General features: G+C 59.4%; 14 protein-coding genes. 6 read left to right on the top strand and 8 right to left on the bottom strand.

Annotated elements, in window-relative coordinates:
- Positions 1-24 precede the first annotated feature (24 nt).
- Positions 25-1,926 (top strand): dihydroxyacetone kinase operon transcriptional regulator DhaR, encoded by a 1,902-nt coding sequence (dhaR, locus tag BW958_RS19020; protein ID WP_076577487.1) that lies wholly within the window; start codon positions 25-27, stop codon positions 1,924-1,926.
- Here the strand turns inward: dhaR and dhaM are convergent.
- From dhaM to BW958_RS19000, 4 genes are all read right to left on the bottom strand, one after another.
- A complete protein-coding gene (dhaM, locus tag BW958_RS19015) occupies positions 1,890-2,630 on the bottom strand; it encodes a dihydroxyacetone kinase phosphoryl donor subunit DhaM (protein ID WP_076577486.1) in 741 nt (246 codons plus the stop codon). The two genes, dhaR and dhaM, sit on opposite strands and share 37 nt — an antisense overlap.
- Entirely contained in the window at positions 2,627-3,262 is a 636-nt protein-coding gene (gene dhaL / locus BW958_RS19010; protein WP_076577485.1) for a dihydroxyacetone kinase subunit DhaL, read from the bottom strand. Before dhaL ends, dhaM begins: the two co-directional genes overlap by 4 nt.
- 9 nt (positions 3,263-3,271) lie before the next feature.
- On the bottom strand, positions 3,272-4,342 hold the full coding sequence (dhaK, locus tag BW958_RS19005) for a dihydroxyacetone kinase subunit DhaK (RefSeq protein WP_076577484.1): 1,071 nt from the start codon (positions 4,340-4,342) through the stop codon (positions 3,272-3,274).
- Positions 4,343-4,565: 223 nt separating this feature from the next.
- On the bottom strand, positions 4,566-5,924 hold the full coding sequence (locus tag BW958_RS19000) for an NCS2 family permease (protein WP_076577483.1): 1,359 nt from the start codon (positions 5,922-5,924) through the stop codon (positions 4,566-4,568).
- 199 nt (positions 5,925-6,123) lie between these two features.
- Here BW958_RS19000 and BW958_RS18995 point away from each other — a divergent pair, with 199 nt between their 5' ends.
- On the top strand, positions 6,124-6,468 hold the full coding sequence (locus BW958_RS18995; RefSeq protein ID WP_076577482.1) for a cupin domain-containing protein: 345 nt from the start codon (positions 6,124-6,126) through the stop codon (positions 6,466-6,468).
- Between the two features lie 43 nt (positions 6,469-6,511).
- Here BW958_RS18995 and BW958_RS18990 read toward each other — a convergent pair whose 3' ends face one another.
- Together BW958_RS18990 and BW958_RS18985 are read right to left on the bottom strand one after the other, a co-directional pair.
- Positions 6,512-6,775: a hypothetical protein gene (locus tag BW958_RS18990; RefSeq protein WP_076577481.1), complete on the bottom strand. Its 264-nt coding sequence runs from the start codon at positions 6,773-6,775 to the stop codon at positions 6,512-6,514.
- 24 nt (positions 6,776-6,799) lie between these two features.
- Complete coding sequence (locus BW958_RS18985) at positions 6,800-7,171, bottom strand: YacL family protein (RefSeq protein WP_076577480.1); 372 nt, start codon at positions 7,169-7,171, stop codon at positions 6,800-6,802.
- Positions 7,172-7,260: 89 nt separating this feature from the next.
- Between BW958_RS18985 and BW958_RS18980 the strand changes: the two genes are divergently transcribed.
- The 4 genes from BW958_RS18980 (at position 7,261) to BW958_RS18965 (ending at position 11,587) form a co-directional block, all read left to right on the top strand.
- Positions 7,261-8,376 (top strand): sugar diacid recognition domain-containing protein, encoded by a 1,116-nt coding sequence (locus BW958_RS18980; RefSeq protein WP_076577479.1) that lies wholly within the window; start codon positions 7,261-7,263, stop codon positions 8,374-8,376.
- 117 nt (positions 8,377-8,493) lie between these two features.
- Positions 8,494-9,756, top strand: a complete 1,263-nt coding sequence (locus BW958_RS18975; RefSeq protein WP_076577478.1) for a GntP family permease — start codon at positions 8,494-8,496, stop codon at positions 9,754-9,756.
- Between the two features lie 10 nt (positions 9,757-9,766).
- On the top strand, positions 9,767-10,903 hold the full coding sequence (locus BW958_RS18970) for a glycerate kinase (RefSeq protein ID WP_076577477.1): 1,137 nt from the start codon (positions 9,767-9,769) through the stop codon (positions 10,901-10,903).
- A 114-nt stretch (positions 10,904-11,017) separates the two neighbouring features.
- The gene (locus tag BW958_RS18965; protein WP_076577522.1) at positions 11,018-11,587 is read left to right on the top strand and encodes an NnrU family protein; all 570 of its coding nucleotides are present in this window, start codon (positions 11,018-11,020) and stop codon (positions 11,585-11,587) included.
- A gap of 182 nt (positions 11,588-11,769) precedes the next feature.
- On the opposite strand, the gene BW958_RS18960 is transcribed toward BW958_RS18965, so the two are convergent.
- Positions 11,770-14,862 (bottom strand): transglycosylase domain-containing protein, encoded by a 3,093-nt coding sequence (locus tag BW958_RS18960; protein ID WP_076577476.1) that lies wholly within the window; start codon positions 14,860-14,862, stop codon positions 11,770-11,772.
- Between the two features lie 204 nt (positions 14,863-15,066).
- Entirely contained in the window at positions 15,067-15,387 is a 321-nt protein-coding gene (tmaR, locus tag BW958_RS18955; RefSeq protein ID WP_076577475.1) for a PTS system regulator TmaR, read from the bottom strand.
- Positions 15,388-15,715: the final 328 nt, after the last annotated feature.

The raw sequence follows: 15,715 nt of genomic DNA, 5'->3' as shown, positions 1-15,715 counted from the left end.
TCGCCGTCTTGTCGGAGCCCTCTCATGAACGCGCCACGGATCCCCCCTGCCCCGCCAGCCTGGCTGCTGGCCTCCTGGCGGCGCTGTCACCATCAGATGAGCCCTTCCCCCTGGCTGGCGCCCCACAAGGCGCGCGGCCAGACCCTGCAGAGTATTTTGCAGCGCAAGCGTGACCTGCTGGTCACCAGCGAAATGGCCCTCGAAGATCTCTACGAATACATGGAAGGGCGCCACTGCGCCCTGCTACTGACCGACGAGAGCGGCTGCCTGCTGACCCGGGTCGGCCATCCCCACACGCTCGCCGAACTGACCGCATTGGGCCTCGAGCAAGGTGCGTTCTTTAGTGAAGGACGGATGGGCAGCAATGCGGTTAATCTGGCGGGTCAGGAGGGAATGCCCATCACTCTGCGCGGTCAGGAACATTTCAAAGAGGCGCTGCACAACTGGGCTGGCGCCGCCTGTCCGGTGTTCAATCCACAAGGGCGGCTGGTCGCCATTCTGGCCCTGTATTGTCCGCTGGCCGAAGCTAATCGCAGCGATCTCGCCCTGACGCTGGCCGCCAGCCGCGAGCTGGCCAATCTGCTGCAAGTGGACGGTTTGATGCAGGAGTCCCACCGCCACTTGAGCGAGCTATATGCCTTGCTGGAAGGGATGGACGACGGGGTGCTGGCCTGGGACCATCAAGGGCGGCTGCACTACCTCAACCAATTAGCCGCCGAGCGGCTGCGACTCGATCCCAAGCGGGTGTTGGGTCAGCCCCTGGCCCAGCATCTGCGTCTGCCACAGCGCATGCTGCAGGCGATGGAGCAGGGTGAGAGCCTGAGCCACGTCGACCTGATTCTGGAGCGGGAGGGGCAGCTTATCCCGGTACTGCTCAGCCTGAAATCGATCGCCACCGCTCAGGGCAGCCACTTTATCGCGCTGCTGCATCCGGTTGAACGTCTGGATGAGCTTTGGCAGCGGCGCCAGTCCCTGCGCCCGGCCGCGCTGGTGGCTGACTCACGCCCCATGCGCCAGACCCTGCGGCTGGCGCGACAAGCGGCGCACGGTCACGGCCCGATCTTGCTGCGTGGCGAACAAGGCGTCGGCAAGGGCATGTTGGCCTCGTTTATCCATCAAGAGAGCGCGCTGGCCGACGGTCCCTTTGTGGCCGTTGATTGTCAGGCGGTGCCGGGCGAGCGGCTCGAAAGTCTGCTGATGGGGTGTGACGAGGCGGGGCTGGAGCGTGCCGGTATGATTGAGCAGGCCCACGGCGGAACCTTGTTGCTTGAGCAGGTAGAAGCCCTGACGCCGGCGCTGCAAGGCGCGCTGCTGCAACTGCTTAAAAGTGGCCGCCTGCAACGCTTTGATTCGCCGCGAGTGCTGGCGCCGCGCATCCGGCTGATCGCCACCAGCAGCGGCGATCTGGAGCAGGCGGTGGCGGCTGGTCAATTCGGACGACAACTGCTCTACGCCCTGCAAGCCTTCGAACTGCATCTGCCCGCCCTGCGCGAGCGCACTGCCGATCTGCCGGGGCTTATCAACCACCAGCTGGAGCAAAGCGGCCAACCGTTAACGCTCTCTGCTGCCGCTCGCGACCTGCTGCTGGCCTACCCCTGGCCGGGTAATCTCGACGAACTGCATGCGGTGATAGAACAAGCCTGGCTGCGCGCCGATGGAGACAGCATCCTGCCCGAGCACCTGCCGCAAACACTGCAGCATGCTGCGGTCAGGGCGCCAAGCAACAGCGCACCACCGCCGACACTGGCAGAACAAGAGCGGCGAGCGCTGTTGGAAGCCGCCCGCCGCTGTCATGGTCAGGTGCAACTGATGGCCAACGAACTTGGCATCAGCCGCACCACCTTATGGCGCCGTCTCAAGCTGCTCGGCGTCGATCCTGCCAGTTACCGTCAGGCCGGCTCACCGAAGCGCTCCGCCGCCAACTGACGAAAGCAGCTGACGACCTCGGCGGCATCCTGACCGCGTGCGCGCAGAGTAAGTTGATCCCCTTTGCGCACATCCAGCATGGCCAGCCGGCTAAGACTGCGCGGGTTGACCTCCTTCTCGCCACGGCGTAACCATACCTCGGCGGTAAACGGGCGCAGGGCTGCAGCCAATTTGGCGGCTGGGCGCACGTGCAAGCCGTGCTGATTATCGATGGTCACAGCGCACTCGAGCCAGGGCTCTGCATCAGCGGGAGCTGCCGGCTCTGGTGCCACCACCACCGGTTCGACCATGGGTTGGCGGGGGGCCAGCATCGCCTGCTTGGGCTCAAGGGAACGCACCGCCTCGGCCATCACATCCTCCATGCCAAGACCATTGCCCGCCGCCACCACCGCAGCCAGCGTGCCTTCCACCAGCGGCGCCGGACAGAGCCGCACTCGGGCGGAGAGCTCACCAGGCAGCAACTCCAGCGCAGTTTCGGCGCTCAGCAGGGCACTACCCAGATCCATCAGTACCAACACACCGTCACCGTCATCGGCCGCCTCAATGGCGTTCATCACCGCCAGTGCATCGGTACCGATGGGATGATCCGGATCGTCCACCCCGGCCGCCACCTCCAGCCTCGCTGGTGAGGCGAGCTGGGAGGCCAGCTCGCGCACACCGTTGGCCAGCGTGGCGCTGTGTGACACCACCACGATACCGATCATGCCGCCTCCCCGACCTGACGAGCCAGTGTCGCCAACAGCAGGCAAGAGGAGGTAGCGCCCGGGTCCTGATGGCCGATGCTGCGCTCACCCAGATAGCTGGCGCGCCCTTTGCGAGCCTGCATCGGGATGGTCGATTTCACCGCCTGTTCAGCCACTGCGACGGCGCGCTCGAGTGCTTGGGTAAGGGACAAGCCATCGCGCTCGGCTTCACCCAACGCCGCTAAAACCGGCCACCAGACATCGCACATGGTCTTGTCGCTGGGCTCGGCGCGGCCACGCGAGACGATGCCTTCGACCCCATCGCTCAACATCTGGCGCACTTCCGCCAGCGTCAGGCTCTGGTGGGCATCGGCCACTCCGGCGGCACGGATAAAGAAGGTGCCATACAGCGGACCACTGGCGCCCCCCACCGAGGAGAGCAGCGTCATACCGGTGGTTTTCAGGATCTGCCCGATATCCTTGTCTGCCACAGCGGGCAGCTTCTCGGCCACCTTGGCAAAACCACGCTGCATGTTGATGCCGTGGTCGCCATCGCCAATGTCGGTATCGAGCCCGGTCAGAAAGTCGCGCTGCTCGGCAAACACTTCGGCACAGGCCTTAAGCCAGGCCACAACCTGTTCTCTGGTCAGCATGACAGCTCCTTAGCAACCACGGCGCAGAGCCGGAGTGTGAACCGGCGCATCCCACAGGGTCATCATCTCATCGTCCATCTTGACCAGCGTGATCGAGATGCCGGTCATGTCGAGCGAGGTGCAATAGGGGCCAATCATGTTACGCACCAGATGCAGCCCGGACTTCTCACACAGCTCCGAAAAGCGACCATAGACGCCATAAAGCTCGGAGAGCGGAGTGCCGCCCAAGCTGTTAACCAGCGCCAATACGCGATCGCCCGATTGCAGATCCTCAACCGTGACCGCCTCTTCCTGCCAGACACCTTCGCTGCGATCCCATGTCCGCAAGGTGCGGGTATAGCGGCTGTTCTCCAGCAGGTTGGCAAACAGTTGATCGACTAGCGTATTGAGGTCGGTGTAGGTGCGGCGTGCAATGCCCGGTTCACCGTGGATACCGACGCCAAACTCCATCTCGTTATCCGCCATGGTGAACGAGGGCTTGCCAGCGGCCGGCACGGTGCAAGCATGCAGCGCGACACCGATACTGCGGCTACGGTTATTGATGCGCTGGGCCAGCGCTTCGCACTGCTCCAGGTTGTAACCGGCTTCAGCAGCGGCACCGACCATCTTCTCAATCAGAACGGTAGCGGCAACACCCCGGCGACCGGCGGTGTAGAGGCTGTCTTTGACCGCCACATCATCGTCAATCAGAGCAAAGGCGACCTTGATGCCATCGCCATGCAGCAGTTCAACGGCCGTTTCGAAGTTGAGCACGTCACCGGTGTAGTTCTTGACCAGGAACAGCACACCAGCCCCGCCATCAACGGCGCGAGCACACTCATACATCTGATCTGGCGTCGGTGAGGTAAACACTTCGCCCGGACAGGCGCCATCAAGCATCCCCTTGCCGACCAGACCGCCGTGCATCGGCTCGTGACCACTACCACCACCACTGATGATGGCGACTTTGCCAGCCACCGGAGAATCGGCGCGGGTGATGAAGTGCGGCTCGATGCGCACCTTGAGTTCAGGATGGGCAGCGGCCATCCCCATCAGTTGTTCGCGGACGACGGCATCAACGGTGTTGATCAACTTTTTCATCTTGTGTCCCTCCGATTGCCCTGTGGGCGTGGTTGATGGGACCAGTCTATGGTGTCGGAGGGGCGAACCAAGTGCCCGAATACAGGTTGCAGAGTGAAACCGGTTTGCTGCGGATCACGTTTCAACCTGAAACATCAGAGAGGGAAAAGGGGAGAAAATGTGAACGAACGCAGAAGATCAAAAAGGGCACCCGCAGGTGCCCTCTAAACCTTGACCAAATGGGTCAGATAGCCCAGCCGCCAGCGTAGAACACCACCAGCGCGATGGCGATCAGTACAGTGCCGATATTGAGCTTGCTTGCTTCACCACCGACCAGACGGCCAATTACCAGCGAAGCAAAACCGATCATGATACCGGTCACGATGTTGCAGGTGAGCACGATAAAGACCGCGCACAGCATACCGGAGAGCGCATCAACGCTATCTTTGAAGTCCAGCTTGGCCACGTTGCCCAGCATCAGCAAACCCACATACATCAGGGCCGGTGCAGTGGCGTAGGCCGGCACCAGATAGCTCAGCGGGGAGAGGAACAGCATGAACAGGAACAAGACGCCAACCACGGTAGCGGTCAGACCGGTCTTGCCACCGGCTGCGGTACCGGCTGCAGATTCGATATAAACAGCGGCTGGCGCACCACCCACCAGACCGGCGACGATGCTGCTCATGGAGTCGGCAGTCAGCGCCTTGCCACCACTGATGATGTGACCACGCTCGTTGACCAGACCGGCTTGGCCGGCCACGGCACGGATGGTACCGGTCGCGTCAAACACCGCAGTCATCACCAACGCCAACACGCTCGGGATGACAGCTGCATTGAGTGCGCCCATGATGTCGAGGCTACCCAGCAGGGAGCCCTTCTCACCGGCGAGGCTCGGCAGGGCGAAGAAACCTTGCCAGGTCACCTTGGGATCAAACACCAGACCGAGGATCGAGATGGCGATGATCACCATCAGGATACCGCCCGGTACGCGGCGACGCTCCAGACCGAAGATGGCAGCCAGACCGAGCAGGCTCATGATCACCGGGAAGGAGGTGAACTCACCGAGTTGTACCGGCAAGCCGGCGCCCGGGTTTTTCACCACCAGACCGACACCATTGGTGGCGATGAGCAGCAGAAACAGACCGATACCGATGCCGGTGCCGTGGGCAATGCCGGACGGCAGGTTAGCCAGGATCCACTGACGGATACCAGTCACGCTGATCAGGGTAAACAGTATACCCATCCAGAAGATGGCACCCAGCGCCACCGGGATAGAGATACCTTGACCCAGCACCAGGCTGAACGCGGTAAACGCGGTCAGGGAGATAGCGCAACCGATGGCCATCGGCAGGCGCGCCCACAGACCCATGATCAGAGAACCAAACGCGGCAATGATACAGGTGGCGACAAACACCGGCCCCTGTTCAAAACCGGCGGCTCCCAGCATGTTGGGCACCACGATGATGCTGTAGACCATGGCGAGGAAGGTGGTCAGTCCGGCGACCACTTCCTGGCGCACCGAGCTGCCGCGCGCATGGATCGAGAAATAGCTGTTCAGGAAACCACCCTGTGCGGACGGGGTGATCGTATGCTGCTCTGCCATAGTGACTCTCGCAAAAGTGTGAACGAAATCGTTTATATTATGGGCGCGCAAAATAACAGGAAATCGGACAAATTGCAGCGCTTTGCTGAAACGTTTTCACCCTTTTTAGCAATTTTGTCACCAAACGGGTATCTATCTGCCCCCCTGCGACTTACTCTGCCAACAGGCGATCCCTTTTCGTTCGAAGGAGAGACCTGTCATGCATGTCGGCAACCTGTTGCAAACCCTGCCCAAGTCACTACCGCACGAGCTGTTTGAAGATCTGCTCAGCACACCCAACCTGCGCATCGAGCGCATTCTCTCGCAAGGGCACTTCACGCCGCCGGGAGAGTGGTACGACCAAGAAGAACACGAGTGGGTTCTGTTACTGCAGGGTAGTGCCACCCTCAGTATTGAGGATCCTGACGGCGGTCCTGCCGAATTGATCCAGCTAGAGCCCGGCGCTCACGTCAATCTTCCGGCCCACTGTCGCCACCGGGTAGAGTGGACCGCACCGGACACCACCACCATCTGGCTGGCGATCTTCTACTCCACCAGTGAATAACAAAGAGCCCCGCCGAAGCGGGGCTCTCAACTAACAACAAACCTTAGCGGCCGCTTTCGGCCATCACACGAGCGATCAGGTCACCGCGCGAAGTGGCATCCATCTCTTCGAGTGCGATCAGGGCCGCCTTGATCAGTACGCTCTTGGGTAGGCTCAGATCGTCAAAGGTCGTGGTGGCATCCAGATGCAGGGCGTGCAGACGCGAGGCATCTTTCGGGCCCAGCGTCAGTTGCAGGGTCAACGGAGAGCTCTTTTTCTTGTTGGCCTTACTGGCCTTGTCGGCCTTTTTGTCATCAAAATCAGACATGTTATCAATCCTGTCAGTGGGGACTTACCAGTCCTCGTTACGAACAAACGCGCGCCAAGAGGTCAGCACTGCGGCGAAATCCTCGAGTCCGCACAACGCCAGCTGCTCATCGTCATAGTAGGCGAGATCGTCCAGATCCTCGTCGAGGCTGATATTGAGCACATTGGCTTTCACCTCGGCCTCTTCCTGGGTCAGGGTCAGCGAATAATCGCGCCCCGGCAGGTGATACTCTTCCAACTGGCGGGCGCTAAGACGGTCAATCAGAGTCAGCAGTTCATCAACCTTGTCATCATCCTTGCCAACCTCGTCGATCAACCATTGGCCAATCGCTTCATGCCCCATGGAGAAGAGGGCGCGATAGCCGCCAAAGCCGTCACGCCGAAATTCATAGTCCATCGTGGTGTCCATCTGGGATAAAGTGGCGCCTATTCTAGCGGTCTGTGACCGCAAGGGACACCCCGCCCGCTCTCTGACCAGGAACCAGCATGGAACTTGATGACAAGATTGCCCGCCAGATCGTGATGCGCGCCATGAAGATTCTTCCGTATTCGGTCAACGTAATGGACCGCCATGGCCACATCATCGCCTCGGGCGACCCCAGTCGCCTGCAACAGCGCCATGAGGGGGCCATCCTCGCGCTCAACGAAAACCGAGTGGTCGAGATTGATGAAGCAACCGCCCAACGGCTGAAAGGGGTGCGTCCCGGTATCAACCAGCCCATCACCTTCCAAGGTGAGCGGATCGGCGTTATCGGCATCTCTGGCGATCCCGAACAGGTGCGGGCCTACGCCGCGCTGGTGCAGATGACCGCCGAATTGATCCTCGAGCAGGCGGCGCTGTCGGAACAGTTGCAGTGGGATCGCCGCCACCGCGAAGAGCTGGTGTTGCAGTTGCTGCGTCAGGATGGCAAACCGGCCCACCTTGCCCGGGCAGCGGAGCGGCTCGGTATCGATCTGGCTCAGCCGCGGGTTGCCACCGTGATCCGGCTGGAACAACCCGAACCGGATCGCCTGCGCCATCTGGTACATCTGCTGGAGCACCCCGAACGGGACAATCTGGTAGCCATCCACGGGCTGGACGAGATCGTGGTGCTCAAACCCATCCAGTTGACCGATAAGGGGTGGCATACCGGCCTCGAGCGTGAACGCATTCGCAGTTTGCTCGAGCGCATCGGCAGTGCGCGGGTTCGTATCGCCGTAGGTGACTACTTCCCCGGCATCGACGGACTGGCGCTCTCCTGGCACACCGCCTGCGAAACCCTGCGTCAGGGCAATCGCCATGCGCCGCGCCGACAGGTCTACTTCTTCGAGGAGTTCCGGCTACCTGTGCTGCTCGCCTCGCTGGCCAACTCATGGCAGACCAGCCGCTTGGTCGAACCGATGCAGAAATTAATCCAGAAGGACCCGAAAGGAGCACTTCGCAAAACCCTGCACCATTATTTCTGCGAGAACTGTGATCTGCATCAGGCCGCTGCCGCCCTGTTTATTCATCCCAATACCCTGCGTTATCGACTCTCTCGTATCGAGGAGATAACAGGTTTAAATATCAATAAGTTAGATGAAAAATTCCTGCTCTATCTGGCGCAAGAACTCAATCAGTGATTAGGACATTCATACAATTGATTGGCCATTCATAGGCCTAATCTTCGTTGGATTCAACAAAGACAGTTTCTGACGCTTGGCCATAATGCGACCATTCCAACAAACCTGGTACCCGAGATGACATCCATCACCGCCTTAGGCGCACTGGCCGCGCTTGTAATATCCATCACGTTGATTTTAAAGAAAGTTCCGCCCGCTTACGGGATGCTGGTCGGCGCCCTGGCCGGTGGCCTGATCGGCGGGGCCGATCTCAGCCAAACCGTCACCCTGATGATTGGTGGCGCCCAAGGCATCACCACAGCAGTGATGCGTATTCTGGCTGCCGGTGTTCTGGCTGGCGTACTGATTGAATCGGGCGCAGCGACCACTATTGCAGAAACCATCGTCCGCAAACTGGGCGAAACCCGCGCCCTGTTGGCACTGGCACTGGCGACCCTGATCCTGACGGCCGTCGGCGTATTTATTGACGTGGCGGTCATCACGGTCGCCCCGATTGCGCTGGCTATTGCCCGCCGCGCCGATCTCTCCAAGCCGGCCATCCTGCTGGCGATGATCGGTGGTGGTAAAGCGGGCAACGTGATGTCCCCCAACCCCAATGCGATTGCCGCAGCCGACACCTTCCACCAACCACTCACCTCGGTGATGATGGCCGGTATCATTCCGGGCCTGTTCGGTCTGGCTCTGACCTACTATCTGGCCAAGCGTTTGAACAACAAGGGCAGCAAGGTGGCTGAGCAGGAGGTGATCAATACCCATGGTCTGACGCTGCCAGCCTTCACCGCTGCTATCAGCGCGCCGCTGTGCGCCATCCTGCTGCTGGCCCTGCGTCCGCTGGCTGGCATCGTGGTTGACCCCTTGATCGCACTGCCGCTCGGCGGTCTGGTCGGCGCCCTGATGATGGGCAAGTTCAGCCACATCAACCAGTATGCCGTCTCCGGCCTCGCGCGCATGGCGCCGGTCGCCATCATGCTGCTGGGTACCGGTACTCTGGCCGGCATCATTGCCAACTCGGGTCTCAAGGATGTGATGATCTCCGGTCTGACCGCTTCCGGCCTGCCCTCTTATCTGCTCGCTCCGGTCTCCGGCGCCCTGATGTCGCTGGCTACCGCATCGACCACAGCCGGTACTGCAGTCGCCTCCAGCGTCTTTAGTCATACCCTGCTGGAGCTGGGCGTCAGCGCCCTGGCCGGTGCCGCCATGATTCACGCCGGTGCGACCGTGTTTGATCACATGCCGCACGGCTCCTTCTTCCACGCCACGGGTGGTAGTGTTCATATGAGTGTGGGTGAGCGTCTCAAACTGATCCCCTACGAAACGGCTGTCGGTGCCACCATCGCGCTGGTTTCCACCCTGATGTTTGGCGTATTTGGTCTCGCTTAAGGAAAACACCATGAAAATCGTGATTGCCCCTGACTCTTTCAAAGAGAGCTTAAGCGCCATGCAGGTGGCCGATGCCATCGAAGCCGGCTTTCGTCAGGTACTGCCTGATGCCAGCTATATCAAGCTGCCGATGGCTGATGGCGGTGAGGGCACGGTCCAGTCACTGGTGGATGCGACCGGCGGGCGGATTGTTCCGGTAGAGGTAACCGCTCCGCTCGGTAACCGGGTTGAGGCCTTTATCGGTCTGCTCGGTGACGGCAAGCGTGCCGTGATCGAGATGGCCGCCGCCTCTGGCCTGCATCTGGTGGCTCCCGAGCTGCGTAACCCGCTGCTGACCACCACCTATGGTACCGGTGAGTTGATCCTGGCGGCGCTCGATCTGGGCGTGGAGCACCTGATCCTCGGCATTGGCGGCAGCGCGACCAACGATGCTGGTGCCGGCATGATTCAAGCGCTCGGTGGCCGCCTTGATAAGGCGGATGGCACACCAATTGGTGCGGGGGGCGGCGCCTTGGCCGAGTTGGCCAACATCAATCTCTCCGGGCTCGATCCGCGGCTGGCAACGCTGCAGATTGAGGTGGCGTGCGATGTGAACAACCCGCTGTGTGGCCCCAAAGGTGCCTCGGCGATTTTCGGTCCGCAGAAAGGGGCAACCCACGAGATGGTGGCTGAACTCGACGCCAATCTGGCTGCCTATGCCCATCGTATCGAGCAACAATTGGGACGTCAGGTCGCCAATCAGCCCGGTGCGGGGGCAGCCGGTGGCATGGGAGCAGCCCTGCACGGTCTGCTCGGCGCCGAGCTCAAACCCGGCGTGGAGATCGTGCTGGAAGCATTGAAACTGGCCGATGCCGTATGCGATGCAGATCTGGTGATCACCGGCGAAGGGCGTATCGACAGCCAAACCATCCACGGCAAGACGCCGATCGGCGTGGCACGCTGCGCCAAGCGCTTTGGCAAACCGGTCATCGGGATTGCCGGTTGCCTGTCGGATGACTGCGGTGTGGTGCATCAGCATGGTATCGATGCGGTTTTTGCCATCGTTAATCGCGCTATGGCACTGCCGGAAGCGCTGGCCACCGCCCACAACAATTTGGAGCTCACAGCCCGTAATGTGGCGGCGCTATGGACACTCTCACGCAGCTAAAGCACTCCATTTATGACCAAAGCCGGCCACACGCCGGCTTTTTTCTTGCCGTGGCTGCACAAATTCAAGGGGTTACGGCATCATGAGACTCTGCATCTGGCTTCGGAGGCATTCATGCTGCTGCTCACCCTGGGTGTGCTTCTGTTTACCCTGCTTCATCTCTCGGTGGCCATGTGGCCGACCCGACGAGCCTTGCTGATCGAGCGGCTGGGCGAGCAGCGCTATAAGGGGGTGTTTTCACTCGGCGTGGTGATCGCATTTGGCTGCATGCTGGCCGGTTGGCGTGACAGCCTAGCCACCCCTTTTTATACGCCACCGGGTTGGGGGGCAGCAGCGGCCATGGTGATGCTGCCACTTGCTATCTGGTTGCTGTGCTGCAGTATGGGCCCCAACCATCTGCGCCGCTGGCTGCGCCATCCACAGCTGCTGGCAGTGCTGTTGTGGTCACTCGGGCATGTGTTGGTTAATACCGAATCCCGCGCCCTGCTGCTGTTTGGCGCATTGACACTCTGGTCAGCCATCGAAATCATTCTGATTATTTACCGCGATGGCTGGCGCACACCTGTGATGACGCCAGACTGGCGTTTTGATCTCGCCAGCTTTTCGGCTGCGCTGCTATTGTTGGCCGCCTTGTGGTGGGATGGCCATGCCTGGTTGACTGGGTTACCTCTGCCACGCATTTAACTCGCCAACCCATTCACATAAAAAAAGCGCCTCAAAAGAGGCGCGATAATGACAGATTGGAAGCGTCACATGAGAGCCACTCAAACCGGGGTGGGCTTGACGTGTATTGCTAACCTACGCCTGCCAGACTGAAGCCATTCTGAGTGGTTTCTTCATCTGCTGTTCATATTCAAACCGCCACTTCACTGCTCCGAAACCGGTGCCAATGCAGCCCGGCATTCGGTATGGGCACCCGGCTGCAGATAGGGTGTCAGAATCGGTGCCATCCCCTTGAGCACCTGAACCGGCAGCGCCGAGGTGAAACGGAACTTGTCCGATTCGCTGCCCGGCACATAGGCGGTCAGGGTGCCGAAGTGGTCAGCGCCGATGTAGAACACGAAAGTCGCAGTACGGTTACGTGCCAGCGAACTAACTACGCTACCACCCCGACCAAAGGTCTCAAGTCGGTTATCGCCGGTACCGGTCTTGCCGCCCATGATCAGCGGCGACCCATCCGGCAGGGTGAAGGCGCCGGAAATCCGCCGTGCGGTGCCCGCTTCGACCACTTGTGACAGTGCACCACGCAGCGCCGTCGCCACTTCACTCGGCAACACGCGCACGCCCGCAGCCGGCCGTGGCAGGAACTCGGTCTGGAACGGTGTCCCCTCGCCAAAGGCGAGGCGATCGATACGAATACTCGGCAGACGCACGCCATCGTTCATGATGATCCCCATCAGCTCGGCCAGTGCCGCCGGGCGATCCCCCGAGCTACCCAGCGCGGTCGCCAGCGAGGGCACCAGATGGTCGAACGGATAACCGAGCCGCTGCCAGCGTTGATGGATATCGAGGAACGACTCAACCTCGAGCATGGTGCGGATCCGGCTGTCACGAGCGCTGCGATGACGGGTCTTGAACAGCCAGCCATACACCTCCTGGCGCTCATCACGGCTGGCCACCACCGCATCGCTGAACGTGGGTTTGTCGGCATGCTTGAGATAGCCCAGCATCCACAACTCCAACGGGTGTACCCGCGCGACGTAACCTTGATCCGGCAGTGAGTATTTACCCGGGCCATAGCTGTCATAGAGCTGGCGAATCCGCTTGTCACCGAGTTCATTGCGCATGGCCTTGGGCAGTCGCTGACTCAGGAAGTCAGTGAACTGCTCGATGCTGGCTTCGGGGAAGAGATAGCGGTGAACCGCCGCCAAACGCACCGCACTGGGTTTCAGGCCATCAAGGAAGGTATCCATCCGATCATCGGCGCTTTTATCCTGATACTTACGCCAGAAGCGCAGCAGATAGGTCTGCCCCTCCTGGTCAGCAAAACGCTTCAGATAGTCCATACGGCGCGGGTCATTATCATCGCGCAACAGCTCGGCCCGGTTCCCTTCGCGATAGAGGCTATAACGCGAGATATCACGCAGCAGACGAACAAACGGCAGGTTGATCGACTCACGCAGCGACTCGCGCATGGTCGGCAGGCGGTCATTATCTTCTTTACGGAAGTTATTGAAGGTGTGCATCCCACCGCCGGTAAAGAACCCTTCAAACGGGCTGGCGGAGTACTTGCGATCGAGCGCCGCTTCCAGCATGGCCGGCAGGTTACGATCCTCGTTAGCCATCAGCCAAGAGATTGCCCAACGGCTGAGATTGTCCTGCACTTCTTGCTTGCGCAGCATATCAACCGGCATCGCGAAATAGCGGTCATGCAGTTCGGCCACAATCTCAAGGTAAGTGGTCAGCACCCGCAGTTTGGCGGTCGAGCCGAGCTCCAACTTACTGCCCTCGTTAATATCGAACGGCTGGTCGGTGTTATCGGTCTGAACCCGGACGCGGAAACCATCTTCTCCCCGCTCAAACAGGGTAAAGCTGTAACGAACATCACCGGTCTTTTCAGGCGAGAGCAAACGCTCACCAAACAGACCGACTTCGGCTGCATAGGTCGGATCGGCCAATCGATGCAGGTAATCGGTGACCTGGGATTGCAGATCGAAGTTAAGACTGGTGTCAGCAATCAGGTCCATCCGATCGAGATCATAGAGCTGCACACCGAGCTGGCGCCCAAGACGGGAACGGGCAACCTGTAACCCCTTGCTGCTATTGACCTTGATGATGGCGGGCGAAGCACTGAAATTGCGAAATTTCAGTTCGGTACGCAGTGCCGCCGCCATCAACCGCGGCTCAATCATCCCCTCTTGCACAAACAGGCGCAGATAGCTGTCGGTCAGTGCCGCCAGATCATTGCGTCCTTGCGCCAGATAATAAGATGGACGGCGGTGAGCAATCATCAGGGCTACCACCTGACGCAGTGCCAACCCCTGCTCCTCCAGCGTGGTGTTTTCATTGCGTAACGGGTCGAGCAGCATATTGACCCGGGCCGGATCTGCGCCAAACCACACCCACAATCCATCACCCAGACCGTGTACTTCACCGTGGCCCGGAGCCGCTGAGAGTGGCACCGAGTTGAGATAGGCCCAGGCGACCAGCTTACGTGCTTCCAGTGTCTGCGGCCCGAGGCGATAGGCACGAACACTGGCCGAGATCATCTGCAGCAGCTTCTCTTTGGGCGAGGAAGTCAGTCCATCCGGTGAGTGACGGTACTTTTCGACCTGGGTGGCCAAGGTACTGCCGCCGGCCGAGGTGTCCTGCATTTCCAGCTTACGGCCAACCTGCGAGATAGCGGCTTTAAGAAAACGCGGCCAGTCTACCGCCGGGTTTGCCAGGGGCTCTTTGTCACTGAGCAGATTCCGGTTCTCGATAAACAGCAGCGACTGCACCACAAGCGGTGGGATCGACTTGAAATCGGGGTAGTGATAACCGGGATAGCGGTATTGATAGACCGGCTCTGCACGGCAATCGTGCAGGGTTAAGCCCGCCTGTACCTTCTCGGTATAGGGGACATAAAAACCATGCTGGGCATATTGGAACAGCGCATCGGAGAAGCGCACCTGTTTGCTGATCTCATAGCCCCGCTGCAACAGACGCTGCTGGATGTCAGGCAGGGCAACATATCCCAAACGCCGGTCAAACGGGCCATCTTTCGGGAAAGAGATCTGCGGGCTCGCCCCCTTGTCCACATAGTAGGTGAGATCGGCAGCGTAACGGGAAAACTCCCGAGATTGCAGCGTCGATGTCTTCATCTCGAATCCCACCAGTGCGGCCACTGCACCTAAGACGATGAGAAACAATATGAGAAACAGCCATTTAACCCACCAAAAACGACCTTTCGGTGGTTTTACGCTCAGCTTATCCTCTGATGCCACTTTTTCATTATCGGTCTGCGAGGGTGCGCCCATTCAAAACCTCACCATGGTTGCACAACTTATTAGTCTTGTAGTTGGTAACAAGGCGACCAGTCGCAATCCAGCGCTTGAGCCTGTTAATAAAGATGGTATCAGGCCCACAGGGAGAAAGGCAAAAAGGGAGTCATTAGTCACTTACAATTCTGTGACGATAAAGACATCATTAAGAAAAACCGGCCTGTCGGCCGGTCTATGTGATTACTTCTGCTGCGAGCTCATCGCCTTGAGCTTGATGCCCAGTTCGCGACGCTCCTTGGAGAGCTCAGCATTTTTGATGATGTAATCATCAACACGTTCATCGTAGTCAGAGCGCATGTTGGCAATGATCGCCTGCACCTCTTCGATGCTCATACCCGGCTTGATGTAGTCGCTCAGGTTATCGAGCAGCAGCACACGCTTCTGGTTGTCACGGATCTTCTTCTCGTTGTCCGAGATTTCGCGCTTGAGCTTGTTTTGACGACGGGACATACGCACATATTCCAGTACATCGCTGAATGCAGACTTGTTTACTTGTTCCATATCAGTACCGCAGAGTAAGTGTCAAAAATGTGCAGGAGCGATCCCGCAAACCTGTGGTTACTCTACCTAGTTCGGCCAAGGAAACAAAGCCTGGCTCAGCGATTCCAGCAACAAAAGAGCAGTAGAGACCATTGCTAAGACAAGGTTTGCCAATGTATCGGGACGAACAAGGAGTAGAATTAACTGAAACGCTGACGCAAAAAAGCCCATCTCATACGAGATGGGCTTTTTAGTTCAATTGGGTGCCTGGCAGTGTCCTACTCTCACATGGCATCTGCCACACTACCATCGGCGCTACGGCGTTTCACTTCTGTGTTCGGCAAGGATA

Source organism: Aeromonas sp. RU39B (assembly GCF_900156095.1).
Taxonomy (GTDB): Bacteria; Pseudomonadota; Gammaproteobacteria; order Enterobacterales; family Aeromonadaceae; genus Aeromonas.
The sequence above is the reverse complement of the archived record's forward strand: the minus strand, read 5'-3'. Positions and strand labels throughout refer to the sequence as shown.